Annotated in this window: 26 protein-coding genes; 4 read left to right on the plus strand and 22 right to left on the minus strand. The window is 72.7% G+C overall.

What is annotated here, in order from left to right:
• Positions 1–153: 153 nt before the first annotated feature.
• Positions 154–876, plus strand: a complete 723-nt coding sequence (locus tag ABGB21_RS21845) for a hypothetical protein (RefSeq protein WP_347679254.1) — start codon at positions 154–156, stop codon at positions 874–876.
• 48 nt (positions 877–924) lie between these two features.
• Here the strand turns inward: ABGB21_RS21845 and ABGB21_RS21850 are convergent, their stop codons facing one another.
• Genes ABGB21_RS21850 through ABGB21_RS21860 form a run of 3 tightly spaced genes read right to left on the minus strand, consistent with a single transcriptional unit; the run spans position 925 to position 2,567 of the window.
• A complete protein-coding gene (locus tag ABGB21_RS21850) occupies positions 925–1,554 on the minus strand; it encodes a hypothetical protein (protein WP_347652520.1) in 630 nt (209 codons plus the stop codon).
• Positions 1,555–1,572: 18 nt separating this feature from the next.
• The gene (locus ABGB21_RS21855) at positions 1,573–1,764 is read right to left on the minus strand and encodes a DUF397 domain-containing protein (RefSeq protein WP_347652521.1); all 192 of its coding nucleotides are present in this window, start codon (positions 1,762–1,764) and stop codon (positions 1,573–1,575) included.
• A complete protein-coding gene (locus tag ABGB21_RS21860) occupies positions 1,755–2,567 on the minus strand; it encodes a Scr1 family TA system antitoxin-like transcriptional regulator (protein ID WP_347652522.1) in 813 nt (270 codons plus the stop codon). The genes ABGB21_RS21855 and ABGB21_RS21860 overlap by 10 nt, the downstream gene beginning before the upstream one ends.
• A 436-nt stretch (positions 2,568–3,003) precedes the next feature.
• On the opposite strand from ABGB21_RS21860, the gene ABGB21_RS21865 reads away from it, so the two are divergent.
• Positions 3,004–3,252, plus strand: coding sequence for a hypothetical protein (locus ABGB21_RS21865; RefSeq protein ID WP_347652523.1), 249 nt, complete (start codon positions 3,004–3,006; stop codon positions 3,250–3,252).
• Here the strand turns inward: ABGB21_RS21865 and ABGB21_RS21870 are convergent.
• Genes ABGB21_RS21870 through ABGB21_RS21940 form a run of 15 tightly spaced genes read right to left on the minus strand, consistent with a single transcriptional unit; the run spans position 3,230 to position 17,607 of the window.
• Entirely contained in the window at positions 3,230–5,011 is a 1,782-nt protein-coding gene (locus tag ABGB21_RS21870; protein ID WP_347652524.1) for a fatty acyl-AMP ligase, read from the minus strand. The two genes, ABGB21_RS21865 and ABGB21_RS21870, sit on opposite strands and share 23 nt — an antisense overlap.
• Before the next feature lie 8 nt (positions 5,012–5,019).
• Positions 5,020–5,730, minus strand: coding sequence for a DsbA family protein (locus tag ABGB21_RS21875; protein WP_347652525.1), 711 nt, complete (start codon positions 5,728–5,730; stop codon positions 5,020–5,022).
• A 16-nt stretch (positions 5,731–5,746) separates the two neighbouring features.
• Positions 5,747–6,532 carry a 3-oxoacyl-ACP reductase FabG gene (gene fabG / locus ABGB21_RS21880; protein WP_347652526.1) on the minus strand — a complete coding sequence of 262 codons (786 nt, stop codon included), beginning with the start codon at positions 6,530–6,532 and terminating at the stop codon, positions 5,747–5,749.
• Positions 6,533–6,543: 11 nt separating this feature from the next.
• On the minus strand, positions 6,544–7,509 hold the full coding sequence (locus ABGB21_RS21885) for a hypothetical protein (RefSeq protein WP_347679256.1): 966 nt from the start codon (positions 7,507–7,509) through the stop codon (positions 6,544–6,546).
• The gene (locus tag ABGB21_RS21890) at positions 7,506–7,787 is read right to left on the minus strand and encodes an acyl carrier protein (protein ID WP_347652528.1); all 282 of its coding nucleotides are present in this window, start codon (positions 7,785–7,787) and stop codon (positions 7,506–7,508) included. Before ABGB21_RS21890 ends, ABGB21_RS21885 begins: the two co-directional genes overlap by 4 nt.
• Positions 7,784–8,908, minus strand: coding sequence for a beta-ketoacyl synthase N-terminal-like domain-containing protein (locus ABGB21_RS21895; protein WP_347652529.1), 1,125 nt, complete (start codon positions 8,906–8,908; stop codon positions 7,784–7,786). The genes ABGB21_RS21890 and ABGB21_RS21895 overlap by 4 nt, the downstream gene beginning before the upstream one ends.
• 55 nt (positions 8,909–8,963) lie before the next feature.
• Positions 8,964–9,830 (minus strand): SDR family oxidoreductase, encoded by an 867-nt coding sequence (locus tag ABGB21_RS21900; RefSeq protein WP_347652530.1) that lies wholly within the window; start codon positions 9,828–9,830, stop codon positions 8,964–8,966.
• On the minus strand, positions 9,827–10,855 hold the full coding sequence (locus ABGB21_RS21905) for a beta-ketoacyl synthase N-terminal-like domain-containing protein (protein WP_347652531.1): 1,029 nt from the start codon (positions 10,853–10,855) through the stop codon (positions 9,827–9,829). Before ABGB21_RS21905 ends, ABGB21_RS21900 begins: the two co-directional genes overlap by 4 nt.
• Entirely contained in the window at positions 10,852–12,021 is a 1,170-nt protein-coding gene (locus ABGB21_RS21910) for a beta-ketoacyl synthase N-terminal-like domain-containing protein (protein WP_347679258.1), read from the minus strand. The genes ABGB21_RS21905 and ABGB21_RS21910 overlap by 4 nt, the downstream gene beginning before the upstream one ends.
• A 4-nt stretch (positions 12,022–12,025) precedes the next feature.
• Positions 12,026–12,985, minus strand: coding sequence for a thioesterase (locus ABGB21_RS21915; RefSeq protein WP_347652533.1), 960 nt, complete (start codon positions 12,983–12,985; stop codon positions 12,026–12,028).
• Positions 12,986–13,027: 42 nt separating this feature from the next.
• Positions 13,028–13,786 (minus strand): alpha/beta fold hydrolase, encoded by a 759-nt coding sequence (locus ABGB21_RS21920; protein WP_347652534.1) that lies wholly within the window; start codon positions 13,784–13,786, stop codon positions 13,028–13,030.
• Positions 13,783–14,892 carry a beta-ketoacyl synthase N-terminal-like domain-containing protein gene (locus ABGB21_RS21925; RefSeq protein ID WP_347679260.1) on the minus strand — a complete coding sequence of 370 codons (1,110 nt, stop codon included), beginning with the start codon at positions 14,890–14,892 and terminating at the stop codon, positions 13,783–13,785. Before ABGB21_RS21925 ends, ABGB21_RS21920 begins: the two co-directional genes overlap by 4 nt.
• Complete coding sequence (locus ABGB21_RS21930; RefSeq protein ID WP_347652536.1) at positions 14,893–16,059, minus strand: beta-ketoacyl synthase N-terminal-like domain-containing protein; 1,167 nt, start codon at positions 16,057–16,059, stop codon at positions 14,893–14,895. It abuts the gene before it with no gap.
• Entirely contained in the window at positions 16,056–17,309 is a 1,254-nt protein-coding gene (locus ABGB21_RS21935; protein WP_347652537.1) for a beta-ketoacyl-[acyl-carrier-protein] synthase family protein, read from the minus strand. Before ABGB21_RS21935 ends, ABGB21_RS21930 begins: the two co-directional genes overlap by 4 nt.
• Positions 17,310–17,337: 28 nt before the next feature.
• Positions 17,338–17,607, minus strand: coding sequence for an acyl carrier protein (locus ABGB21_RS21940; protein WP_347652538.1), 270 nt, complete (start codon positions 17,605–17,607; stop codon positions 17,338–17,340).
• 670 nt (positions 17,608–18,277) lie between these two features.
• Here ABGB21_RS21940 and ABGB21_RS21945 point away from each other — a divergent pair.
• Positions 18,278–19,024 carry an alpha/beta fold hydrolase gene (locus ABGB21_RS21945; RefSeq protein WP_347679262.1) on the plus strand — a complete coding sequence of 249 codons (747 nt, stop codon included), beginning with the start codon at positions 18,278–18,280 and terminating at the stop codon, positions 19,022–19,024.
• Between the two features lie 248 nt (positions 19,025–19,272).
• On the plus strand, positions 19,273–21,474 hold the full coding sequence (locus ABGB21_RS21950; RefSeq protein ID WP_347652540.1) for a BTAD domain-containing putative transcriptional regulator: 2,202 nt from the start codon (positions 19,273–19,275) through the stop codon (positions 21,472–21,474).
• Between the two features lie 145 nt (positions 21,475–21,619).
• Here ABGB21_RS21950 and ABGB21_RS21955 read toward each other — a convergent pair whose 3' ends face one another.
• The 4 genes from ABGB21_RS21955 to ABGB21_RS21970 form a co-directional block, all read right to left on the minus strand.
• A complete protein-coding gene (locus ABGB21_RS21955; RefSeq protein WP_347652541.1) occupies positions 21,620–21,835 on the minus strand; it encodes an MbtH family NRPS accessory protein in 216 nt (71 codons plus the stop codon).
• Between the two features lie 32 nt (positions 21,836–21,867).
• Positions 21,868–22,896: a 2,3-diaminopropionate biosynthesis protein SbnB gene (gene sbnB, locus ABGB21_RS21960; protein WP_347652542.1), complete on the minus strand. Its 1,029-nt coding sequence runs from the start codon at positions 22,894–22,896 to the stop codon at positions 21,868–21,870.
• Positions 22,890–23,900, minus strand: coding sequence for a 2,3-diaminopropionate biosynthesis protein SbnA (gene sbnA / locus ABGB21_RS21965; RefSeq protein WP_347652645.1), 1,011 nt, complete (start codon positions 23,898–23,900; stop codon positions 22,890–22,892). Before sbnA ends, sbnB begins: the two co-directional genes overlap by 7 nt.
• A 162-nt stretch (positions 23,901–24,062) precedes the next feature.
• The gene (locus ABGB21_RS21970) at positions 24,063–24,326 is read right to left on the minus strand and encodes an acyl carrier protein (protein ID WP_347652543.1); all 264 of its coding nucleotides are present in this window, start codon (positions 24,324–24,326) and stop codon (positions 24,063–24,065) included.
• Between the last annotated feature and the right edge of the window lie 5 nt (positions 24,327–24,331).

Raw genomic sequence — 24,331 nt, forward strand, 5'->3', positions numbered from 1 at the left:
GGCTCAGACAACAGGGCTGTCAATGCGCCACACCTCGGTTGTACCATGTCGTCGGAACGACGACAAGTGCTTCGTCATCGGATCGATGACGTAGTAGGAATACCAGGGCCGACCAGCCGGGCCGGCCGACGGACCAGCGGAAGGGGTGGCGGGATGGCCGAACCGGCGAACAGCGACCCCCGGGACGGGACGGGGCCCGTACTTGCCTTCTGCACCAGCCACGCGCTCGACCAGGTACGCGCCGTCGCCAACCGGGTCGGCAACCCGCCCACCCCGGCGCCCCGGACCCCGACCGACCCGGTGCCCGGAACCACCGACGACGCCGCTGCCGAACCGACCGCCGGCCAGGTGCTCGACGCCCTCGTCCAGCTCCGCCACCTCCGGGCCGAGCTGGCGACCTGGGAACCACGGCTGATCGAGGCGGCCCGCGAACGAGGCGCGAGTTGGGCCGACCTCGCCCCGGCGCTCGGCGTCGCCAGCCGGCAGGCCGCCGAACGGCGGTACCTACGGCTACGGCCCGACGAGGCGGGCGCCCCACCCCGGACCCGCGACGACCGGGTACGCGCCGAACGGGACCGCCGGGCCGGTAACCGCGCGGTCGCCCGGTGGGCCCGGGACAACGGCGCCGACCTGCGTCAACTCGCCGGGCAGATCACCGCGCTGACCGACCTCGCCCCGACCGCCCGGGGCGACCTGGACCGGCTGCACCACGCGCTGGGCACCAGCGACCCGACCGTCCTGGTCCAGCTGATCGCCGACACCGGCCGCCATCTGCGTACCGACCATCCCGGGCTCGCCGCCCGGGTCGACGCGGTCGGCGAACAGGTCGACGAGGTACGACAGCACAGCCGGGAACACCGGACCGGTCGCGACTGACACAGCCCGGCGATTGACCGTCACTTCCCGACGGGACGGGTCCGCCGGTCAGTCGGCCAGGCCGGCGGCGACCAGGAGGCGGAGCCAGGTGTCGGTGTACTGCCCCTTGAACCGTCCCTTGCGGACCCGGTGGTTCCGGTGGAAGGGGCCGCAGATCGTCTCCACCACGTCCGGGTACTCCGGGCCGAGCACACAGCGGTCGACAAAGGTGACGACGTCCGGGGCGAACTCGTCGACCTCGATGTCGCCGTCGTACGCGCCCTTGATGTGCAGGACGTACTCGTCGGTGTTCAGGTGGTAGACGTAGCCGTCGGTGACGTCGAGGTAGACCGGCTGGCCGATGTCCCGCTCGGCGACCAGGTCGGCCGGGATGTCCCGGATCTCCCAGCCGATGCTCAACGGGTGGCCGAGCAGGTCGTACGGGAGGAGTTCCCGGTCCCGGAAGGCGGCCGGGCTGTTGATCTCGGGCGGCTGCCGGAACCGGAAGTAGCTGCCCTCCAGCCGCCGGACCACACTGAACACCTCGACCACGCCGGGCGGTAGTTCCGGGATCGGTGCCAGCGGCGCGGCCTGCTCCTCGATCACCACACCGAAGCCGTGCTCCGCCTCGAGCTGCTTCAGCAGCGCCAGTTTGCGCCGGATCCCGTCGAGCGCGGCGGCCCGGTCCGCGTCGTCCACTCCCCCGTGCCCGTCGGGTCAGCGCCGTGCGGTCACCGTGCCGACGAACGCCCGCCAGGCGTCCGGCGCGAAGACCAGCGCCGGCCCGGACGGGTCCTTGCTGTCCCGTACACCGACGATGTGGGGGAGGTTGTCCGCCACCTCCACGCAGTTGCCACCGTTACCGCTGCTCCGGCTGCTCTTGCGCCACCGGGCGCCGGTCAGCTCCATCTCCGCGCCGCCTCCTCGATCATCCGCAGGCTCTGCTCCTGCGACAGCGCCTGGGACCGCACCACCTCCCAGGTTTCCGCCACCGATAGTACGTCCGCCCGGCGCTGCACCACGTAGCCCTGGAGCTGGTTGTCCAGGTAGGCCGAATCCTCGCCCTCGGCCGGGGTGGCGAGCGCAAACGCGCCGTTCAGCCCGGGGTAGGCCCCGGTGGCGAGCGGCACCACCTGGATGTGCACCCAGGGCCGGCGGGCCGCCTCGACCAGGTGCCGGAGTTGGCCGGCCATCACCTTCGGACCACCGACCGGGCGGTGCAGAATCTGCTCGTCCAGCACCGCGACGAAGGTCGGCGGCGGCACCCGGTCGAGCACCGCCTGCCGCTCGACCCGGGCGGCGACCTGCTGTTCGAGCTGGGCCACGGTGAACCGGCTGGCCCCTTCGAGCAGCGCCTGGGCGTACTCCTCGGTCTGCAGCAGCCCGGAGACCACCAGCGGCTCATACGAGCGGAGCATGGTCGCCTCGCGTTCGAGCAGCACCCACTCCCGGAACCAGGGCAGGATCACCTCCCGGCCGATCCGGCAGCGGATCCGTTCCAGCCGGCCGGCGGTCTTCAACACCCGCTCGCAGCGGGCGGTGAACTCCGGCTGCGGGATCCGCCGGCACTGCTCGACCCCGGCGACCAGGGACGCGGAGTAGTTGACCTCGACGGCGAGTTCCTCCTGCGACAGCCCGGCATCGGTCCGGGCCAGCCGCAGTTCCTCGGCGAACAGCTCCAACGTGGGCGGAGTGGTGGGCGGAGTGGTCATCTGCGCTCCTCTGCACAGGAGGGGTCCGGTGCCGTACGGCTCACCGGTAGGCGGACGAATCCTTCCGACAGTAGCGACATCGTCACCAGAGTGGGGGGCGGCGACGCACCGGACCTTCCCCCCGCCTCCGACCGGTGCGTCGCCACCGGGCCGCTCCGGACGGCAAGCCGGAGCGGCCCGTCCCACCGGCGGCGAAGGAGACTCTGATGTGGCGGAGACGGCGAGACACACCCGTCCGGTACGCACCCCGGCACCACCGAAACTGGCGTCGACTCGGGCGCTACTGCCACTGCGGCCTTCCGTGGCGCTGCCCGGACGCCGTCGTCCCGCCGATCCCGCGACCGTATCCGCCACCCGGCGGTGGGCTCAACCAGCGGCGGACGTACCGGACGGGACGGCCAGGGGACGGGCGGCACGACGTACCCGGGGAGCGACGGTGACCACCGACGGGCCGCACCTGCCGCGACGGCCGCTCTGGTCGTGCCGGGTCTGCGCCGCCGCCTGGCCGTGCGACACCGCCCGGGAGAGGCTGCTGACCGAGTACGCCCACGACCGGGTCGCGCTCTCGGTCTATCTCTGCGCGATGCTCTACGACGCCACCAGCGACCTGCACGTCCGGTACCAGTCGGGCGGCCCGAGCCCGCAGGACCTGTACGCCCGATTCATCGGCTGGGTGCCGAGGTGACCGTCCGCAGCTCCGGGTCCAGGTCCTCGTGCAACGACTCCAGGGTGCCGGCGAGGAACCGGTCCCGCATGGCCCGACGTTGGATCTTGCCGCTGCTGGTCCGCAGGATCCGCCCCGGACGGACGAACACCACGTTACCCACCCGGACACCGAGTCGGACCGTCATCGTCGTCTTCGCGGTCCGGGCGTACCCGCGCAGGTCGTCGCCGGTCAGCCCGCGCGACCGGATCTCCTGGACCAGCACGATCGCCTCGCCCTGCCGGCCCGGTACGGAGAAGACGCAGGTCGGCAACTCGGCGAAGACCGGGTGCACGTCCGCCGCCTCCCGCTCCACGTCGTGCGGGTAGAGGTTCCGCCCGTTGACGATCAGCATCTCCTTGCGTCGGCCGGTGATGAACAGTTCGCCGTCCAGGTACGCGCCGAGGTCCCCGGTCCGCAGGAACGGTCCGGCCCCGTCGGCGGTACGCGCGCCGAACGTCTCCGCCGTCTCGTCCGGCCGCCGCCAGTAGCCGGCCGCCACACTCCCGCCGCCGATCCACACCTCGCCGACCTGCCCGTCCGGCAGCACAATACCGCTGGCCGGGTCGACCACCAGCACCTCGATCCCCCGCACCACCCCACTGCTGACCAGCGGTGTCGTCGACGCCGGACCATCCAGCTCCGCCGACGTCGGGTCACTCGCCACCACCAGTTTGTCGGCGGCGAGCGCGGCGGTGTCCACGTGGCGGACGACCGGCGGCGAGTCGACCCGGGTACCGGAGACGTAGAGGGTCGCCTCGGCCAACCCGTACCCGGGCAGCAGCGCCTCGGGGCGGAACCCGGCCGGCGCGAACCGGGCGGCGAACCGCTCCAGGGTGCCGGCGTTGATCGGCTCCGAGCCGTTGCAGGCGTACCGCCAGCCGGAGAGGTCGAGCCCGGCCACCTGCTCGTCACCGACCTGCCGCACCGCCAGGTCGTAGGCGAAGTTCGGCGCACAGCTCACCTGGGCGCGGTACCGGCTGATCAGGTCCAGCCAGAGGTACGGCCGCTTCAGGAAGTCCATCGCCGACAGCAGCACGGCCGTGCCGCCCAGGTACAGCGGCGTCAGCAGCATCGCGATCAGCCCCATGTCGTGGTACGTCGGCAGCCAACTGCAGAACACCAGGTCGCCGTGCCAGCCGTGGCAGTCGCGCATCAGCCCGATGTTGTGCGCCAGGTTGCCGTGGCTGACCATGACCCCCTTCGGCGCGCTTGTCGACCCCGAGGTGTACTGCAGGAACGCCAGCCGGTCCGGGTCCGGGTCCGGCGGGTGCCAGCGGTCCGGGCCGGACTTCCCCGGCTCCTCCCTCGCCTCCGAGATCGCGGCGGGACCCGCGCACGGGATGTCGCCGAGACCGGAGGCGTCCCGCCAGGCGAGCACCGCCGGCAGGGTCTCCGGGTCGGTGAGCACCAGTGCCGCACCGCAGTCCGCGACGATTCCCGCGCTGCGTACCACCTGGTGCCGGTGACCGGTCGGCGGCGGCACCGGCACCGGGGTGACACCGGCGTACAGGCAGCCGACGAACGCGGTGACGAAGGAGAGCCCGGGGCCGTGTGCGAGCACCACCCGGGCGTCCCCGGCCGGTAGCCGGTCGCGCAGCCAGACGGCGATGCTCCGGGCCGCCCGGTCCAGCTCCCGGTAGGTCAACGACTCGACCCCGCCGGAACGGTGGAACAGCACCGCCGGCTTGTCCGGCACCCGGGCGGCAACCTCACCCAGCGCGGCGACGAAGAGACTCATCAGCCACCTCAGCCACAGCCGCCGGCGTGCCCGCCGTCGGTGGCCCGGTCGTCGTCCCGCCCCGGTACGGCGGAAACCGCGCTCAGGGTCCGCCGGGCGGCCGCCTCGGCGTCGGCGTCGGCGCCCTCGACCGCGGCGGCGAACGTGGCGAGCCGGTCCACCCCCCAGTACCGGTCGTAGCCCCGGACGAAGAACGGCACACCGAAGACGCCGTCACGGTAGATCGACAGCAGCGCCTCCACCCCTTCGGCCCGGACCCGGGGGTTCTCCACCGCGTCGCGTACCTCCCCCGGGTCGATGCCGACCGACTCGCCGATCTCGGCCACCACCGACCGGTCGCAGACGTCCCGGCCCTGCTCCCAGCGCGCCCGGTACGCCTGCTCCAGGAACTCCGGGCCCCGGTGGTGCCGCTTGGCGACCAGGTAGCCGAGGTGCGGCACCTCCCACCACGGTGCCCGGTCGACCGGCCAGGCGAAGGAGAGGCCCCGCTCGGCGGCGAGCCGTCGGACGTCCTGCAGCACGTACAGGTGCTTCGCCCGGGACATCGGGGTGTAGACGAACTTGCCGCCCGCGTCGCCGAGCATCCGCAGACTCACCTCGTCCGGTTCCCAGAACGGGATCCACTCCAGCCGACCGGCCAGTTCCCGGTGCCGCGTGCCGAGGTCCCGGTACGCCAACCACGAGTACGGGCTGCGCAGGGAGAAGTAGAACTTCAGCATGAACTCTCCCGGGGTGCTAGAGGGCGAGGCCGCCGTCGACCTGGACGACCTGGCCGGTGATGTACGCGGCACGGTCCGAGGCGAGGAAGGAGACCAGTTCGGCCACCTCGGTCGGGGTGCCGAACCGGTTGAGCGAGGCGCGGGCGAGCATCTCGCGGGTGATCTTGTCGGGCAGCCCGGCCGTCATGTCGGTGGTGATGAAACCCGGTGCGACCACGTTGGCCCGGATCCCGTACCGGCCGACCTCCTTGGCCAGGGCCCTGGTGAACCCGATGATCCCGGCCTTGGCGGCGGCGTAGTTCGTCTGGGTCGCGTTGCCGGCGACTCCGGCCACCGAGGAGAGGGTGACCACGGCACCCCGGCGCCGCTTCATCATCCCGAACACGACCGACCGGCACAGGTGCTGGGTGCCGTCCAGGTTGACCCGCAGCACCTCGTCCCACTCCGCATCGCTCATCAGGGCCAGCGGGCGGTCCCGGACGATGCCGGCCGCGGTCACCGCCACCGTCGGCGGGCCGAGTTCCGCCTCGACCTCCTCCGCGAAACCCCGGACCGCCGCCCGGTCCGCGACGTGCACCCGCCGGGCCAGCACCCGTACGCCGTACTCGCGGGCCTCCTTGGCGACCAGCTCGGCGGCCTCGTCGTTGGCCCGGTAGCAGAACCCGACGTCGTACCCGTCGCGGGCCAGCCGGGCGACCACCGCCCGCCCGATCCCCCGGGAACCCCCGGTCACCACGGCGACCGGGGGTGTCCCGTCGGCACCGGCCTCCCCGGCCGACGGACCACTGTGCGATGTGGACATGTTGCTCCTCCTCAGGACGTCGCGGCGGCGGCCGGGCGCAGGACGTCGATCGAACGCAGCGCGAGCACGAAGTGGTGTACGGCGAGCACGAGGCGGCCGTCGTACCAGGTCTCGCCGGCCAGGATCGACGTGTCACCGACGGCCCGGACCAGTTCGACCCGGTGCTCCAGCACACCGCCGGGCGGGACCGGACCGGTCACCTGGATGTTGTTGATCGCGCCGGCGAGTTCCACCTTCCCGGCCAGCACGTCCGGGTTCGGGGTGTCCCAGACGGCGAGCAGCACCGCCGCCTGCGCCCAGGACTCGATCAGCAGCGGGACCGGATAGGCGTACCCGCTGTCGTCGGCGGTGTCGTCCAGTCGCGCGTACGCCGGTTCCGCGCTGGTCACCGCCTTGCGGGCGGTGAGCCGTCGCCCCGGTACGACCTCGGTGACCCGGTCGACCAGCAGGATCGGGTACCGGTGCGGAATGGTCTGCCGGATCCGGGCCGGTCCGGCCGACAGTGCGGCACCCTCGTCGGACCCGTCGAGCGCCGGGCCCGAGCCGACCCGACCGTCAGGTTCCGCCACCGGCTCCGGTGCCGTCGTCCCGGCGCCGGCCGCCCGGTGCCGCAGCCGGATGTCGGCGACCGGGCCGGCCGCCGTCCGGACCCCCGCCGAGCAGCGCAGCCCGTCGTCGGTCCGGTCCACGGTCAGCTCCACGGTGACGGTGTCACCGGGATAGACCGGCCGGAGGAACCGGCACCGCTCGACGGCGGCCAGTTCCACCGGGCCCTCGGGACCGTCGACGCCGAGCCAGCCGCGCAGCGTCTGGTCGGCGAACTCGATCAGGTGGACTCCGGGCAGCACCGGAAAGCCCGGGTAGTGGCCGGCGAAGACCGGGTCCGCCGGATCGACCCGGACGGTGCCGGTCGCCGTCGTCGGGGTGCGGTCCGTCACCGTGACCGCGACCTCGACCGGGGTGGCCCGGGCGGTCACGCGGCCCCCTGGAGTTTGCGCTCCAGCAGCCGGTACGTGCCGTCCAGGGTGGTGATCGCGGTCATCTCCGACTCGGCGACCTTCACGCGGTACGCCTTCTCCAGCCGTACCGCGATCTCCAGCGCCATCAGCGAGTCGACGTCCAGGTCGTCGGCGAAGTGCGCCTGGTCGGAGACCTCGTCGGTCTCCACGTCGAGCACCTCGGCGATCAGCCGCCGCAGGTCCTCCTTGTCCAACGGCCGGCTGTTCTCCACCGTCGTCGCGAGCTGGTCGGTCATGGTCGGATCCCTTCGTTGACGGGTGCCGCGGATCCGATCCGCAGCAGGGCGCAGCCGACGGTGCCCTCCTGGTCGACCGAGGTGGCCAGGGCGAGCGTGCCGGCGAGATCGGGTCGTGCCCCGGCGGCGGCGAGCAGGGCGGTGAGCTGGAAGGACGCGGACGCGGCCGCGGTGTCGCCGAGCAGGTCACGGCACTCGATCCGGACCACCGTGTCGTCGGCGAGCACGTCGGCCAGGGCCGCGCGTTCGGCGTCGCCGAGCGGGCCGGGCGGGACGGCGGGGGCGACCAGCCGTACCTGTGGTCCGGTTGCCCCGTTGTCGGCCAGCACCCGGCGGACGCAGCCGGCGAGCACCTCCCGGGCCCGGTCCGGCGACCGGTCGGGAAACGCGCCGAACCCGGCACCGAGCACGGTGGCCAGCGGCTGCCGGTCGTACCGCTCGGCGCTGGCCCCGGACTCGAGCAGCAGCACGGCGCAGCCCTCGCCGAGGGTCGGGGCGGCGCCGTCGTTGGCGTGCCACTCCAGCCAGCTCCGCTGCACCGAGTACTCCTCGACCGCGCCGCAGAGAATCACCTCGGAACGCCCGCGCCGGTGCAGCCGGCCGGCGTAGTTGAGCGCCAGCAGACCGGTCAGCGCGCCGCCGGCCACCGTGGTGTTCGGGCCCTTGAGCTGGTGCCGGATCGCACTCTGCCCGGCCGCGCAGTTCATCACCGTGTTCGGGAAGCGGGCCGGGTCGACGTGGAACGGCTTCTCCCCGGTCAGCGAGTCCCGGGTGAAGTCCATGATGCTCTGCACGCTGCCCGAGCCGGTGCCGAGCACCAGGCCGACGTCCTCCGGCCGATCCGCCAGCTTCGGGCCGTACTCGGTGAAGAGCAGGCCGACGGTGCTCACCGCCAGGCCGGTGATCCGGTCCATCGACCGGGTCCCCCGGGTGCCGAGCACCGTCGGGATGTCGAAGTCGGGCACCAGGGCGGCCCGGTCGTCCGGCACCGGCCAGACCTGCGGGTCCAGCTGCTCGACGGTCCGGTCGCCGGCGAGCAGTCCGGCCGCGAACGGCTCGGCACCCAGCCCGTACGGTGACACGGCCGACCAGCCGGAGACGACGAGGTCGGTTCGGGACATGTCTTCCTCCTCCATCACCCGGCCCGGGCCGTGGCCGGCCCGGCACCGGACCGGCTCACCTTCGGTTTTCGGCGGTCTCGTCGGAACCGTCGCCGGCCTTGGCCGGCGGGCGGCGCCAGGCCCCGGCCGCCGCGTGCAGTTCGCCGCCGTCCACCCCGATGGTGTTGCCGGTGATCCAGGACGAGTCGGTACGGGAGAGCAACACCACCGCCTCGCCCACGTCCTCCGGGCGGGTGAGCCGGCCGTGCGGGTTCGTGTCGGCGCCGTTGGCGACGAAGTCGGCGCTGCCGGGTATGCGGGTCAGCGCCGGGGTGACCGTGACCCCGGCCCGCAGCGCGTTGACCGCGACCCCGTCCGGGGCCAGTTCGCAGGCGAGCTGCCGGACGTGTGACTCCAGGGCGGACTTGGCCGCCGACACGGCACCGTAGGCGGGCAGTTTCTGGTGCACGCCGGCACTGGTCATCGCGTAGATCTTGGCGCCGGGCGGCAGCAGGTCGGCGGCCCGCAGGTCCTGCGTCCAGTAGACGAGGCTGTGCGCCATCACGTCCAGGGTCATCTCCAGCTGGCGCCGGGCGATCCCGTCGTCGTACCCCGGTCGGGGCAGGTACGGCACCAGGGTCCCGAACGCCAGCGAGTGCACCAGGATGTGCAGCCCGGCCCCCTCGGTCAACCTGGCGACCAGCGGGACCAGTTCGGCCCGGGTGGCCGGACTGGCCGCGTTCGCGTTCACGAAGTGCGCCTGGACGCCGTACCCGCGCAGTTCGGTCACGAGGTCGGCGACCCCGTCGGCCCGCTCGGCGGTGTCGAAGTGCAGACCGATCACGTGTACGCCCTCGCGGGCCAGGGCCAGGCTGATCGCCCGACCGATGCCGCTGGAGGCACCGAGGACCAGCGACCAACGGCCACGCAGTGGAACGATCACGATTCCTCCCGGATGGCTGGGGCGGCGACGGAGACCCGGACGACGGCGACGTTGCCCTCGGCGGTGGCGACGACAAGCCGGTGTTCGCCCGGTGGGCCGGCGAAGAGGCGGGCGGTCCGGAGCATCGGCGCCAGGCAGCCGGCGCCGACCGGTCGGGGTACCGGATTCACCCCGGTCAGCTCGGCGACCGCCGCCCCGACCGCGTCGGCCACCGGTGACCCGTCACCGAACAGCTCGACCGGGCTGGCCAGGGTGGCCGGGGTACCCGCAGTGGTCAGGTTGCCCGGGGTGGCCGGGGCAGGCCGGGGGGCGAGCCGGTCGAAGGCCCGGTCCAGCGCGGCGGTCAGCCGTACCCGGTCGGAGACGGCGGACGGCGGAACGAAGAGGGTCGCGGCCCGGAGACGACCGTGGCCGGGTCCGGCGGCGGCACCGGCCCGCTCCAGCACCAGCGCCACCGCGCCCTGCTCGGCGCCGTCCTCGGTGACCCCGACCAGCAGGGTGTCGCAGCGCCCCACAGCCAGGGCACGCCAGCCCGCCTCGACCGCCTCGAACCCGGCCACCCGGGGCGAGGTGAGCGTCAGGTGGAAGCCCTTGAGCTGGTGCTCGGCAACGAGTCGGGTACCCAGCACGTTGATCGCGAAGTACGGCGCCAGCGCCGGACTCAGTTCGGTGGCGTCGGCCCCGGTGACGGTCCGGTCCATCTCGGCGAAGAGCGGCTCCAGTCCGCCGTTGGTGGCCACCGCGGCACCCCGGCGCTCCGGCGGCAGCCGGTCGAGCCGTCCACCGTCGACGATTGCCCGCCGGGTGGCGGCGAGCAGGTACCGGGTCGCCGCCGGGGCATACCGGTAGCCGCGCCCGCCCAGCTCGGCCCGGGGGTCGAACCACGGCTCACCGGGCCGCCCCGGGGCGACCACGCCGATCCCGGTGACCACCACGTCCGGGGCCACCGCGCCGGTGGCTGGGGCCCCGGCGGGTCGGACGTCGCCGTCCGGCGTTGTCCGGGAAGACCCGACCGGGGCGCTCATCGCACACCGCCACCGTCGGCGGCGAGCACCACCGAGGCGTTGGTGCCGCCGAAGCCGTACGCGTTGACCAGCACCCGGTCGACGTCGAGCGCGGTGCCGGCACCGACCGGCAGCCGGACCGGGCAGGCCGGGTCCGGTTCGTCCAGCGGCACGTTCGGCGGCACCACCCGGTGCCGCAGGATCAGGGCGGCGGCGCAGGCGGCCAGGCCGGCGGCAGCACCCCCGGTGTGCCCGATCAGCGCCTTGAGGCTGTAGAGCGGCACCGACCCGGCGGCCGGGCCGAGCGCCCGGTGCAGCGCGCCGCTCTCCGTCACGTCGTTGAGCTGGGTACCGGTGCCGTGCGGCAGCACACAGCCGACCCCGTCGTCGCCGGCCTCGGCCAACGCCTCCCGCATCGCCCGGGTGATCTGGTCACCGGCCGGCTCCGGCGCGGTCGGATGGTGGGCGTCGCAGCTCCAGCCGGTACCGGTCACCCGGGCGTAGCCGGTGCCGACACCCCGGGCCCGGGCGTGCTCCCGGGACTCCAGCACCAGCATCCCGGCGCCCTCACCGAAGACCGTGCCGGCCCGGTGCCGGTCGTAGGGCCGGCACCGGACCGGGTCCACCGCACCCAGCCGGTTGAAACAACCGAGCGCGACCCGGGAGTACGCGTCCGCCCCGCCGGCCAGCACCACGTCCACCTCGCCGCAGCGCAGCATGTCGACGGCGGTGCAGAGCGCGAACAGGCCGGCGGAGCAGGCGTTGGCGATGCTGGAGTTGGCGCCGATCCCACCGAGCCACGCCCCGAGATGGGTGGCGAGCTGGAAGGCCGGACGCCGGCCGGCGGTCCTCGACTCCGGGTAGCGGTCCGCCTCCCGCAGCCCGGCCTCGCCCATGCAACTGCCCACCACCACCCCGAACCGGGTCCGCTCCCGGCCGGTCAGTCCGGCGTCGCGCAACGCCTCGGCGGCGGCGGTCACCGCGAACTGCGCCGCCCGGCCCGGGTGTTCCGCCGGGACGTGGTCCTCGGGCACCAGGTAGATCAGCGGTAGCGCCATGTGCGCCAGCGGGTCCGCCGGCCGGTCCGGCAGCCGTACCCGGGCGTCGCGCATGGCCCGCCACAGCGCGGCCGCGCCGCGTCCGTGGCAGCTGACCGCACCGATCCCGGTGACGAGGACGTCGGTCACGGCCCTACTTGCCTTCCAGCGCGGCGTTCATCCGGTCGTCGAACGGCACCAGGTGCCAGTCCCGGCGGTTGTCGATGACCGCGTAGCCGTGGGTGATCCGACCGGTCGCCACCGGCACCAGCAGATCGTCCCGAACCGCGTAGCAGTCCATCCGGGCGGTGTAGGTCAGGCCCTTGAAGACGTCCTCGACGGTGAAGACCGTCCAGACGTCCTCCTCCATCAGCGCCTCGTCGAGAATGGTGATCCGGGAGTGCGGCACCACCGGAATCCAGTTCTGCTCGACCAGCAGGGTCCGGATCGAGACACCCCGGTCGGCCAGGAAGAGATCCACCACCTCCTCCATCAGCCGCAGATAGCCGGACATCTGCACCCGCTTGGTGAAGTGGCAGTACGGGTACGGGATCCGCCACTTCCAGGCGTACGCGTTGCGGCCCTCGGTGAGCGCCTCCCCCGGGTCCCGCCCGGTCACCCGGACCGGTCGCGGGGCGTCCGGCAGCGCCCGGCCCAGCTTCGGCACCGCATAGCCGGCGATCGGATCCGGCACCGGGTCGGCCGGCCCCGTCGTCGGGTCGTGCCGGAGGCTGACCCGCACCTTCGCGCTGGCCGCCCGGGTGTTGAGCGCGTCGGTCTTGCTCAGCACGACGGTGAAGGCCAGCTCGTCCGGCACCTTCGGGTCGCGACGCACCTCGGCGACCGCCACGTCGTCGATGTGGTACGCGTGCAGGATCCGGGTGTCGATGTCGACCAGGTCCACGCCGAGCGCGTACCGCTCGTAGAGCCAGCCCGGCGCCAGCCCGTTGCGGCGCAGGTGGTCGAGGACGGCCTCCTCGATCAGGTAGTTGACGTGCTTGAAGCCGATCCAGGTGCAGATGTTCGAGCCCTCGTAGCGCGGCCGGAGCTCCAGCCGGGTCGGCTCGGTCGCGGCCGGTGCGACAACCGGGTGGGCGGCGGTGACTGTGTTCATTCCAGCTCCGTGGATGGTCGGAAGGTGTCTGTGGTCGGGTGACTACAGCGTTTCGACGAACTCGTGCAGCAGGGCGGCGAACCGGTCCGGCTGCTCGGCCATGGCGAAGTGACCGCAGTCGTCGAACAGTTCGAACCGCGCGCCGGGTACCGCCCCGGCCAGCGTCCGGCCGTCGTCGGCACCGGCCGCGAAGTCGCGGTCCCCGGTGACCACCAGCAGCGGGTTGTGCACCCGGGTCAGGTCCATGAACGGCGTACGCAGGTAGAGGTCGAAGAACCGGACCCAGCCGTACGGCCCGACCCGCTCCCGCACCTGTCGCGCCATCGCCCGGCGTACGTCGTCGGCCAGCCGCCCGCCGGAGCCGACCCGCAGCCCCTCGTCGAGGATGGTGTGGAAGCCGTTGAGGTAGCCGGCGATGGTGCGCCAGTCGAAGGCGGTCGGGCTCGGCCGGTAGAACGGCGAGACCAGCACCAGGGCCACCGGTTCGTCGAGCTCGCCCCGACTGATCAGGTCCAGCACCAGGGTGGCGGCGAACGAGTGCGCCACCAGCAGGTCCGGTGGCCGGGGCAGGGCCCGTACCGCGTCCCGCACGTACCGGCCGGGGTCGGTCTCGTACGCCCAGCCGGCCGGACCAGCCCACGGCGGCGCGGCGGTCTCGACCTCCAGCCACCTGCCGGCCCGCTGCGCGAACGGCCGCCAGATGGCCGGGCTGCCGGCCAGTCCGGGCAGCAGCAGGGCCCGGGGCGGTGCCGACCGGACGGCGGTGAGCAGCCGGGTGTCGGAGCCCGGCAACGGCGTCACGGCGTACCCGCCGGGGTGAGGATCAACGCGGCGGCGGCGTCCTCGCCGCCCCGGTCGCCGGTGCCGGCGGTGGCCAGCACCGCCTCGGTCGGGTGGTCGGCGAGCCAGGCCGCGCCGGCGGCGCACTGGAGCACGCCGAGTGCGCCGGAGCACTCGCCGAACCGGCGGGTCAGGTCGTCGACCCGGGCGGCCGGCGCGCCTTCGTCGGGCCGGACGCCAGCACAGACCGGCCCGTCCGGGGTGGCGGGGCCGTCCCCGGCGTGCGGGATGGCACCGGTGTTCGGCACCGGGGCGGGGCCGGGCGGATACCAGAGACCGACCGGTCGGGATTCGACCGCGCGGACCGCGGCCACCGCCGCGGCCGGCTCGGCCCGGCGGGCGTACGGCCCGAGGGCGGCCCGGGGCGTCCCGCCCCGTTCCCGCACCGCGTCGGCCGACTCCAGCACCACCGCCGCCGCACCGTCGAGCAGCCGGGGCCGGGCGGCCGGGTCGCCACCCCCGACGACGTACCGGACCGGGTCGTTCACCGGTTCGACCCCGACGACCAGCGCGGCCCGGATCCGACCGGACCGGATCAGCAGGCCGGCCCAGAAGACCGCGTCGAGCCCGGAGGTGGCGCCGTTGCACAGCGTCAGGTTGGCGCCCCGCAGGCCGTGGGTGATCGCGAGCCAGGAGGCGGTCACGTTGCTGGAGGTGGCCGGCAGGGCCATCGGGCTGGTGCCGAGGTAGGTGTGTTCGGCGATGGTCGCGACCGCCTCGCAGACCGTGTCCACGTTGCCGTAGTTGGTGCTGACCACCACCCCCACCGACTCGCCCGGCACGGTGAGCAGGTCGTCGGCGAGCAGGCCGGCGTCGGTCAGCGCGTCCCGTCCGGCGAGCAGCGCCAGTTTGGTGGCCCGGTCCTTGTAGCGCATCCCCCGCCCGGAGAGCCGGCGGGTCGGGTCCGCCGGGCGGGCGGTGCCGTCCGGCGCGCCGCCGTCCGGCGTGGTGTCCGGACCGGCACCGCCGGTCGCCGGCCGCCCACCGCCGGGCGTACCGGCGAGCAGGTCGGCCACCGAGTCGAGGCCGACACCGACCGCGGCGAGACCACTGACCACCACGTCCACCTAGGCCACCTTCTCCAGTACCGCGACGGCGTTGAGGCCGCCGAACCCGAACGAGTCGACCTGCGCCACCCGCAGGGCGTCACCGGAGGCGACCGCGGTGTCCCGGACCAGCCGGAAGTCGGCGATCTCGTCGATCGGGTCGGTGATCCCGAGGGTCGGCGGCACCCGGCCGGCCCGTAGCGCGTGGGCGGCGGTGAGCAGACTGTGCAGGCCGGAGGCACCGGCGGTGTGCCCGAGCATCGACTTGATCGCGGTCATCAGCGGGGTGCCGGCGTGGCTGCCGAAGACGTCCCGGATCGCCTCCGCCTCCGCCTCGTCGTTCAGCGGCGTCCCGGTGCCGTGCAGCATCACCAGGTCGACCTCGGCCGGGCCCACTCCGGCCCGGCGGTGCGCCTCCCGGATCACCAGCGCGATGCTCTTGGCGTCCGGAGCCGAGGGATGGTACGCGTCGCAGTTGACCGCGACCCCGCGCAGCCGGGCCAGTACCGGGCCGGTGTAGCCGGCCTGCTCCCGGCGCAGCACGACCGCGGCCGCGCCCTCCCCCTGCAGCATGCCCCGGCGGTTGCGGTCGAACGGCCGCACCCGGTCCGGCGCCTCCGGGTAGCAGCGGTCCAACATCCCGTACGTGCTCTCGGTGATGGTGTCGGTGCCGGCCACCACCACCGTGTCGGCGCGTCCGGCGGCCAGCAGTTCCACCCCGAGGGCGAGGGTGTAGAGCGAGGCGGCGCAGGCGTTCGCCACGGTGTGCGTGTCGACCGCGCCGAACCGTCGGCGCAGGGCCGCGCCGAAGTGCAGGTGCCGTGGGTCGACCGGGGTCCGGTCCCGCCAACTGAGCTCCACCGAGCGCAACTCGCGCAGGGTGGTGCCGACCAGCACGGGGATGTCGCCGAGGTCCTCGTCGAGCCCGGCGTCCCGCAGGGCGGCGGCCACCGCCTCGAGCAGCCAGCGGGTGGCCCGCATCGGCTCGTCCACCCCCGGGGCCGGACGGTCGTCGATCTCGTACGCGTGGGTGGCCCGGAACCGGGAGGGGTCGAAGCCGCGCAGCGGGGCCAGGCCGCTGCGGCCGGCGCAGAGCGCCCGGTAGATCTCCCCGCTCTCCGCACCGGTGCTCGCCACCGCCCCGGCACCGCTGATCAGGACGCCGGGGTCGGCGCCCGGCCGGGTCATGCCGGACCGCCGGTCGGGTACCGGCCGAGGATGACCACCGCGTTGTTGCCGCCGAAGGCGAGCGCGTTGTTCTGCACCACGTCCAGCCGGGCGGGCCGGGCCTCGTTCGGTACGCAGTCCAGCCCGCACGCCGGGTCGGTCTCCACGTGGTTGACGGTCGGCGGGATGAAACCCTCGGTCAGCGCGATCGCGCAGGCGGCGGTGGCCAGCGCGCTGGCCGCGCCCATGGTGTGCCCGATCATCGCCTTGATCGAGATGGTCGGCGGTACGTCGGCGCCGAAGACCTCCCGGATCGCCCCGGCCTCGGTGACGTCGTTGGCCTTGGTGCCGGTGCCGTGCGCGGAGATGAAGTCCACGTCGGCGGCGGTGATCCCGGCGTTGCGGTGGGCCAGTCGGATACATCGGGCGATGCTGTCCCGGTCCGGTGCCACCGGGTGGTGGGCGTCGCAGCTGAGGCCGTAGCCGAGCACCTCGGCGTAGATCCGGGCGCCCCGGTCCAGCGCCGAGGAGAGGCTCTCCATCAGCAGCAGTCCGGCGCCCTCACCGGTCAGGATGCCCTTGCGGTTGCGGTCGAACGGCTGACAGAACTCCGGGGCGATGGTGCCCAGCCGGTAGAAGCCGGTGAAGGTCTTGCGGCACAGGGCGTCGGCACCGCCGCAGAGCGCCACGTCGACGTCACCGCACTGGATCGCGTCGAAGCCGTACCCGACGCCGTAGTTGCCGGCCGCGCAGGCGGTCGGGATGGTGACCGCCTCCACGTCGACCAGGCCGAGTTCGCGGACGATGCCGGCGGAGAGCCGGCCGGCCACCGCCCGCCGGGCGAGCACCGGATCCAACTGCCGGGGGCCGGCGGCGACCTGCTGGCCGACGAGTTGGTCGAGGTCGCGGGACTCGCCGTCGGTGGTGCCGACCGAGACCAGGGTCCGCCGGTCCCGCAGTCCGGCCGGGGTCAGGCCGGCGTCGGTGACCGCCATCCGGGCCGCCGCGACCGAGAACTGGCTCGCCCGGCCCAGTTCGTCGACCTTCTGCTCGTGGATCCAGCGGTCCGGCTCGAAGCCGGCCACCTCACACCCGTTGGCGTACGCGTAACCGCTGGTGTCGAAGGCGGTGATCGGCCGTACGCCGCTGCGCCCGGCCCGCAGCCCGGCGGTGAACTCGGGCACGCCGGTGCCGATGCTGGTCACCGCGCCGATGCCGGTGATGACGACCCGTCGGGCGGCCGGTTCGGCGTCGATCGAAGATCTGCTCATGGGAGTCCCCGCGGGCGTCCGGCCGCGATCAGCGCGCCGAGGCCTCGGTGACGACGGTGTAGACCCCCGCCAGGTTCACCATCCGGCTCAGCTCGGCCTGGTCGATTGTGATGTTGAGGCTCCGCTCCAGCGCGGCCAGGATCTCGATCGCCCGCAGCGAGTCGGCCTCGTGGTCCTCCTTGAACAGGCTGGTCTCGGTGACCTCCGACGGCTCGATCTCGAGGATCTCGCAGACGATGTCCTTGATCTGCCGCCGCTGCTCGTCGTCGAGGGTGACGGTCGGGTTCGCGCTGGTCATGTCGCCTCCGTGGGAATGGGTACGGGTGCGGTGCACCCCGGGACCGGGGTACCGACGACACTGAGCCTGGGATCGGTGGCTATACGTTTCCTATAGGCCGGCCGGGACACCGCCGGGCCACGCCGCCGCCTGCCGCGTCTACATCAGACGAGCCGGAGACACAAGCCCTCCCGGTTTCATGTGGTGAAACCTGCGGCATCTCCGTATCGGTTTCGCGAATCGCTGACCCCGGTTCGCCGTTCGTCGGGCCGGCGGCGGCGGGTCGGCTCCGGCGGGTCACCGCCGGGGCGGACGGATCGGCCGCCATCACCGTCACCAACAGCGGTTACGGGACGTTTCACGGTCACCGCGTCCGGATCACCGGGAACCGTCCACGGTCACCGGACCGCAACACCCGGCTAACCGGACGGACACCCTCTACGCACCGGACACAAGACCCTTACCGGTCGCAATTCATTTTGCTAATGACCGCATAAGCGTCCTCGGAGGACCGTCCGGGAGAACCGGTTGGCTACGCTGTCCCCGCCCGAGGGAAGCGACGGAAGGTCCTCGCGGAACCGCCTCCGGGAGCCGCGACGGATGCTTGTGAAAGCCTCTCACATATCGCGCCGAAAGCTGGGGGGAAGTGACGTTTGTGCCCACAAATCAGGTCGTCCGAATATCCGACAACGTGTGGTTCCGCGCGTATCACCGGGTCGACAACCCGACTCTCCGGCTGATCTGCCTGCCACACGCGGGCGGGGTGCCGACCGCCTTTCGTGGATGGCCGCCACTGCTACCCGAGGGCGTACAGGTGCTCGCGGTGTGCTACCCCGGACGACAGGACCGGTTGGCCGAGGCGTGCATCACCACGATGGACGAGATGGCGGACCGGATCTGCGCGGCACTGCTGCCGTACGCGGACCGGCCACTCGCCCTGTTCGGCCACAGCATGGGAGCGGCGATCGCCCACGAGACGGCCGCCCGACTGGAGGCCCGGCACGGCGTCCGCCCGGTCGCCCTGTTCCTGTCCGGACGCCCCGCGCCGGCCCGAACCAACCACGGTGAACTGCACAGACAGGATGACCATGCACTCGTGCGCGAGGTACGCGCGCTCGGTGCGGCGGACGCCTCGGTATACGACAATCCGGACCTACGGGAGCTGCTGCTGCCCGCGCTGCGCGCCGACTACCGACTCATCGAGACCTACCGGCCGGACCGGCCGCCGACGGTGGGCACCCCGGTCTTCGGATACCTGGGCGACGCCGACCCGGCGTACCGGCCGGACGACATGGCGAGTTGGGCGGAGGTCACCACCGCCGGTTGCACGGTCCACGTCCTGCCGGGCGGGCACTTCTATCTGCACCCACAGGAAAGAAAACTTGTCAGTAATATAGCGAGCCACCTGGCCGGCATTACGGGCGGTCGCGCCGCTTGACGTCAGACGCACTATCGCCAGTGTCGGGTGTCCGATAGACCAGGACCGGCCGACTTCCGAAAATCGGGATGACCTTGACACCCGCACACGACGTCATTAGATTCGCGACAATCTATATTGCTTTATCGGGGGGAAAGCGATGCGGCGAACGGTACGCAGACAATTGATTAACCCGGGTGGAACTTCCACACGAGACGGACGACGGGTGCGACCGTCGTCACCGGCAGTGGACAGTGGGGTGATCGGCCATGCCGATCCGTCCGGTTGCTGAGACAACGGCGGCGACGGAGCGACAGCTGCGATTCGCCATCCTCGGCCCGGTGAAGGTCTTCGGCGACGACGGCGGCGAAGCCACCCTCGACGGCTCCAAACAGCGGACCGTGCTGACCGCACTGCTGCTGGCCCGCGGCGGGCTGGTCTCCGACGACCGGCTCAGCTCACTGCTCTGGGGCTGGCACCCGCCGAGCACGATCAACGCCCAGATCTACACCTACATCTCCCGGCTCCGGAAGTATCTCGGTCCGTCCGTCGAGATCGTCCGGCAGCGCCCCGGCTACTGTATGCGGATCGGCGGGGCCCGGTTCGACTACGACGAGTTCGAGCGGCTCAGCGGGCAGGGGCAGGCCGACCTCAGGGGCGGACGTTTCGAGACCGCGGCGGACCACTTCCGCCAGGCCCTCGCGCTCTGGCGGGGACCGGCCCTCGCCGACGTCACCGAGTACCTCGCCGACGCCGAACTGCCGCACCTGGAGGAGGCCCGGATGCTGACCCTGGAGGGTCGCATCGAGGCCGAGTTGGCGCTGGGTCGGCACCGACCGCTGGTCACCGAACTCAGCGCCCTGGTCACCGAGCACCCCATGCGGGAACGCCTCCGCGCGCAGCTGATGACCACCCTCTACCGGTGCGACCGCCAGGCCGAGGCACTCGCCGTCTACCAGGAGGGACGGCGGATCCTCGCCGAAGAACTCGGGGTGGATCCCGGCGCCACGCTGAACGCGGTCCACCACGCCATCCTCACCGGCGACCTCGACCGGGGACGGGCCGGCGGCGGCAGCCGGGATCCGGTCAGCGCGGTCTGGGCGGACACCGGACCCGCCATGCTTCCGCCGCGTACCGTCGACTTCACCGGCCGGGCCGCCGAGGTCTCGCACCTCACCGCCGCACTCCGGCCACCGGCGGCCGGGGCCGCCAACCTGCCGGCGCCGATCCTGATCACCGGTGCGGCGGGAGTCGGCAAAACCGCCCTCGGGGTGCACGTGGCCCACCTCGTCCGACGCGACTTCCCGGACGGCGAGCTCTACGTGGACCTGGACGGGATGGGCCCGCACCCGAAGAACCCGTTCGAGGTGCTCGGCTGGTTCCTGCGCGCCCTGGGCGTGCACGAACTGGCCATACCGTGCTCACTGGACGAACGGATCCAGCTCTACCGTAGCCACCTCGCCCGGCAGCGGACCCTGGTGATGCTCGACGACGCCGCCAGCGAGGTACAGGTACGTCCGCTGCTGCCCAGCGGACCGGGCTGCCGGGTCATCGTGACCAGCCGGACCCGGCTCTCCGCCCCACCCGGCGCCCAGGTGACCCGCCTGGAACCGATGGCGGCGGACGAGGCGCTCGGGCTGCTCCGCACGATCGTCGGCCCGCAACGGGTCGCCATGGAACTCCGTCCCGCCCAGCGGATCGTCGAACTCTGCGCCGGTCTGCCACTCGCGGTCCGAATCGCCGGAGTACGGATCGCCGCCAAGCCGACCTGGAGCTTCGACCGGTTCGCCGTCCGGCTGGCCGACCGGAGCCGCCGGCTGGACGAGCTACGCTGCGGCGAACTGGACGTACGCACCAGCCTCCACCTGTCGTACGAGCGGTTGGACGAGTTGAGCCGCCAGGCGTTCCGACAGATGGCCCTGCTCGACATCCCGGACTTCCCGGCCTGGGCCGCGGCCGCCATGCTCGGCCGGCCGGAACGCCGCGTGGAGGAGATCCTGGAGACCCTGGTCGACGCGCAGTTGCTGGAGGTCGGCCTGGTGTACCAGGGACGGCCCCGCTACCGGTTCCAACCGCTGGTCTCGGTCTTCGCCCGGGAGCAGGCGTTCCGGGAGGACAACCGGGAGCGGCGACGGATGGCGATCGACCGGGGCCTGGACGGCTGGCTCGGTCGCGCGCTGAAGGCCCGCAAGCTGCTCAGCGTTCCCGGGCTGGTCGGGCCGAGAGTCGGCTGGCCCGGCTCGTACGCCGAGTCGATCGCCGCGGAGACCGCCCGGAACTGGTTCGAGGGCGAGCGTGACGTACTGGTGGGCCTGCTGCACCAGGCCTCGGCCACCGGCCGGCACCAGGCTGCCTGGGACCTCGCGGACGTCCTGCGGTCGTTCTTCGACGTGACCGGGCTGGCCGAGGGGGCGATCGGTCGTCCGGCACCGAGCTGGTCCGAACCGGGTCGGCCGGCCCGGGCCGGCTGAGACCACCACCGCCGGCGGCCGGGCACCCCCGAGTCACCACTCGGGCGCCGCCCGTCGCCGGCGCCGTCGCGGCAGCACGCAGGTGGCCCGGACGGACCTCCCCGTCCGGGCCACCCACCGGTCGTACCTCGGCCCGCCGCGCGCGTCAGACCGCCCCGGACTCGGCCATCCGCCACCGCAGGCTCGCCGGGCGCATGTCGGTCCACACCTCGTTGATCCGGGCCAGGCACTGCTCGCGGGTGCCAACGGTCCCCTCGGCCCGCCAACCGGCGGGCAGCTCGCGGTCACTCCACCAGATCGAGTACTGCTCCTCCTCGTTGAGCACCACCCGGTACGTACTCTCGTTCTCCTCGTCGGCCATCCTGCCGCCTCCCTCGTGGTTCGGGCTGTTCCTCATGCCACCGGACCGGTGCCCGCCGCGGCGGGCACCTCACCGGGAAGAAATCCGGGTACGGAGACGCCGGCGCCGAGCCGACGCGCCGCGCGGAGTACGTGGTCGGCCAGCGCGATGTCCAGGGCGCCGAGGCCGAACGGGGAGAAGACCACGGGCAGGTCCGGTTGCCTCGGCACCGGCACGGACCCCACGATCAGCTGCCCGATGGTGGCGGAGACGAAGTCGCGACCGCCGGTGAGCTGCTCGGCCAGGTGCAGCGAGGTCCGCTCGCGCAGCACGTGGTCGACGTCGTCGACGACGTTCGTGGTCCGCAGCACCGCCTCCGGGTACACGTCCCGCAGCGAGACGTGCAGCACCGTGCTGCCGGGCCCGCACTCCGCGAGGTCCAGGTGCGGGTGCACCGCCGTGGTCGCCAACGAGACCAGCGGCTGCGCGGCGAGCGCCTCCGCCGCGTCACGGGCGACCCCGACACCGATCCCCGGTGCCACCTCCGGGCAGCGCCGGGCGAACTCGGCCGCCCGGTCGGGGTCGGTGTCGTAGAGCGTGGCCGAGGTGAGCGAGGGCAGCGCCACCCGGAGGAAACGCAGGATCTCCCGGTTGATCACGCCGCACCCGAACAGGGTCACCCCGCGCGGCGGCGCGGCCGAGGTGAGCAGGTCGGCGGCGAGGGCGGCACTGGCCGCGGTCCGCTTCGCCGAGATGACCGAGCCCTCGACCAGCGCCTCGGGACGACCGGTACGCATCGAGTTGACCAGGATCGCCGCGCTGGCGCGTTCCAGGCCCAGCGCCAGGTTCCCGGGAAACGACGAGATCCACTTCATCCCGGCGGTCGGCTCGGCGCCGCCGACGTACGCCGGCAGACCGATGATCCGGTTGCGTTCCGAGTCCGGGAAGCGCAGGAACGTCGAGAAGGGCACCGTCGTCCGCCCCTCCTCGTGCCGCCGGTACGTCTCCCGGACCAGGTCGAGAATCTCCCGCTCGGCCCCACCCAGCAGGGCCCGTACGTCGTCGTGTCCGAGGATCAGCATCCGTCCGCTCCCGCCGCCCGTACCGCCCCGACCGGGACCGGTGCGGGCTCCTTCCACAGGTGGCCGACCTCGCCGAAGTGCTGGTTGACCCAGGCGTCGGAGTAGATCGTGCCCAGGTAACGGTCGCCCCCGTCCGGAAAGATGAGGACACAGGTGGCGCCGGCCGGCACCCGTCGGATCAACCGGTCCAGCGCGGCCACGGTGGCCCCGGAGGAGCCGCCGGCGAGGATCGCCTCGCGCATCACCAGGCGCCGACAGCCGACCACACTGTCCAGGTCGCTGACGTGGATCACCTCGGCGGCGTCGGCCGGATCGAGCAGGGTGGGCCGGATCGAGGCGCCGTGTCCGGGCAGCAGCCGGCGGCCGGGCGGCTGTCCGAACAGGACACTGCCGACCGCGTCGACCGCCACCACCTCGGTCTGCAGCCGGTGCTCGCGTACGTAGCGGGCGCAGCCGCTGAGGGTACCGGTGGTGCTGGTGGCGCAGAGCAGGTAGTCGACCCGCCCGTCCAACGCCTCGTCGATCTCCCGCATGGTCTTCTCGTGTGCCCGGGGGTTCAGCGGATTGCCGTACTGGTTGGGCCAGTACGCGTGCGGCAGCTCGGCGAGCAGTTCCCGTACCCGGCGCATCCGCACCGGCAGGTACTCCCCGGTCAGCGGGTCGCGCTCGGTGACCACCTCCAGCTCGGCGCCGTACGCCCGCAGGATGTTGAGGTTCTGCTCGGTGGTCTTGGCGTCCACCACGCAGATGAACCTGAGCCCGAAGTAGCGGCAGATCTGGGCGAGCCCGATCCCCAGGTTGCCGGAACTGGACTCGACCACCACCGACCGGCCCGCCGCCAGCTCACCGGACCTGACCCTGTCCAGCAGCATGCTCAGCGCCGAGCGGTCCTTGATGCTGCCACCGGGATTGGCGCGTTCGAGCTTGGCGAAGACGCGGGTGTCGGTGTCCGGGTACAACCGACGCAGTTCAACAAGTGGTGTGTTCCCGATCGTCGCGAGAATTCCGTCTAGCGGTTGTGTCGCCACAGGCCTACCCCTCAGCACTGCCGGGTCCGGTCGACTCCGACGCGAAGGCCCATCCCGCTGGTTCATAAGCCACAGCCATGGGCCGATTCGATCCTGCGATCGGCGCCTATCGCGCTTCTATATCCGGCCGTCGGGGGCTCAGCGCCCGGCCAGCACCCCGCTGAGGTGCCCGGCCAACGCGTTGACGGTCGGGTAGTCCCAGGGCAGGGTCTGCTCCACGACGAGGCCGTACCGCTCCTCGATGTCGCCACAGAGGGTGAGCGCGTACACCGAGTCGAGCCCGAGTTCCACCAGGGGGGCGTCCGGGTCGATCTCGTCGGCCGGCCGTTCCAGGTAGAATGCGACCCGCTCGGCGAGCCACCCGGCCACCGCCGGGGTGCTGGAGATGGTGGTGTCGGACATGGCGC

The sequence above is a fragment of the Plantactinospora sp. B24E8 genome (genome assembly GCF_039871735.1).
In the GTDB taxonomy this organism is placed as follows: domain Bacteria; phylum Actinomycetota; class Actinomycetes; order Mycobacteriales; family Micromonosporaceae; genus Plantactinospora.

What these genes read in the sequence shown, in the direction of transcription:
- ABGB21_RS21930 (WP_347652536.1), bottom strand. Translation starts at nt 16,059, where the DNA reads ATGACCCGGCCGGGCGCCGACCCCGGCGTCCTGATCAGCGGTGCCGGG.
- ABGB21_RS21875 (WP_347652525.1), bottom strand. Translation starts at nt 5,730, where the DNA reads ATGCTGAAGTTCTACTTCTCCCTGCGCAGCCCGTACTCGTGGTTGGCG.
- ABGB21_RS21905 (WP_347652531.1), bottom strand. Translation starts at nt 10,855, where the DNA reads ATGAGCGCCCCGGTCGGGTCTTCCCGGACAACGCCGGACGGCGACGTC.
- ABGB21_RS21890 (WP_347652528.1), bottom strand. Translation starts at nt 7,787, where the DNA reads ATGACCGACCAGCTCGCGACGACGGTGGAGAACAGCCGGCCGTTGGAC.
- ABGB21_RS21955 (WP_347652541.1), bottom strand. Translation starts at nt 21,835, where the DNA reads ATGGCCGACGAGGAGAACGAGAGTACGTACCGGGTGGTGCTCAACGAG.
- ABGB21_RS21935 (WP_347652537.1), bottom strand. Translation starts at nt 17,309, where the DNA reads ATGAGCAGATCTTCGATCGACGCCGAACCGGCCGCCCGACGGGTCGTC.
- ABGB21_RS21895 (WP_347652529.1), bottom strand. Translation starts at nt 8,908, where the DNA reads ATGTCCCGAACCGACCTCGTCGTCTCCGGCTGGTCGGCCGTGTCACCG.
- ABGB21_RS21860 (WP_347652522.1), bottom strand. Translation starts at nt 2,567, where the DNA reads ATGACCACTCCGCCCACCACTCCGCCCACGTTGGAGCTGTTCGCCGAG.
- sbnB (WP_347652542.1), bottom strand. Translation starts at nt 22,896, where the DNA reads ATGCTGATCCTCGGACACGACGACGTACGGGCCCTGCTGGGTGGGGCC.
- ABGB21_RS21970 (WP_347652543.1), bottom strand. Translation starts at nt 24,326, where the DNA reads ATGTCCGACACCACCATCTCCAGCACCCCGGCGGTGGCCGGGTGGCTC.
- ABGB21_RS21845 (WP_347679254.1), top strand. Translation starts at nt 154, where the DNA reads ATGGCCGAACCGGCGAACAGCGACCCCCGGGACGGGACGGGGCCCGTA.
- ABGB21_RS21915 (WP_347652533.1), bottom strand. Translation starts at nt 12,985, where the DNA reads ATGAACACAGTCACCGCCGCCCACCCGGTTGTCGCACCGGCCGCGACC.
- ABGB21_RS21870 (WP_347652524.1), bottom strand. Translation starts at nt 5,011, where the DNA reads ATGAGTCTCTTCGTCGCCGCGCTGGGTGAGGTTGCCGCCCGGGTGCCG.
- ABGB21_RS21940 (WP_347652538.1), bottom strand. Translation starts at nt 17,607, where the DNA reads ATGACCAGCGCGAACCCGACCGTCACCCTCGACGACGAGCAGCGGCGG.
- ABGB21_RS21950 (WP_347652540.1), top strand. Translation starts at nt 19,273, where the DNA reads ATGCCGATCCGTCCGGTTGCTGAGACAACGGCGGCGACGGAGCGACAG.
- fabG (WP_347652526.1), bottom strand. Translation starts at nt 6,532, where the DNA reads ATGTCCACATCGCACAGTGGTCCGTCGGCCGGGGAGGCCGGTGCCGAC.
- ABGB21_RS21855 (WP_347652521.1), bottom strand. Translation starts at nt 1,764, where the DNA reads ATGGAGCTGACCGGCGCCCGGTGGCGCAAGAGCAGCCGGAGCAGCGGT.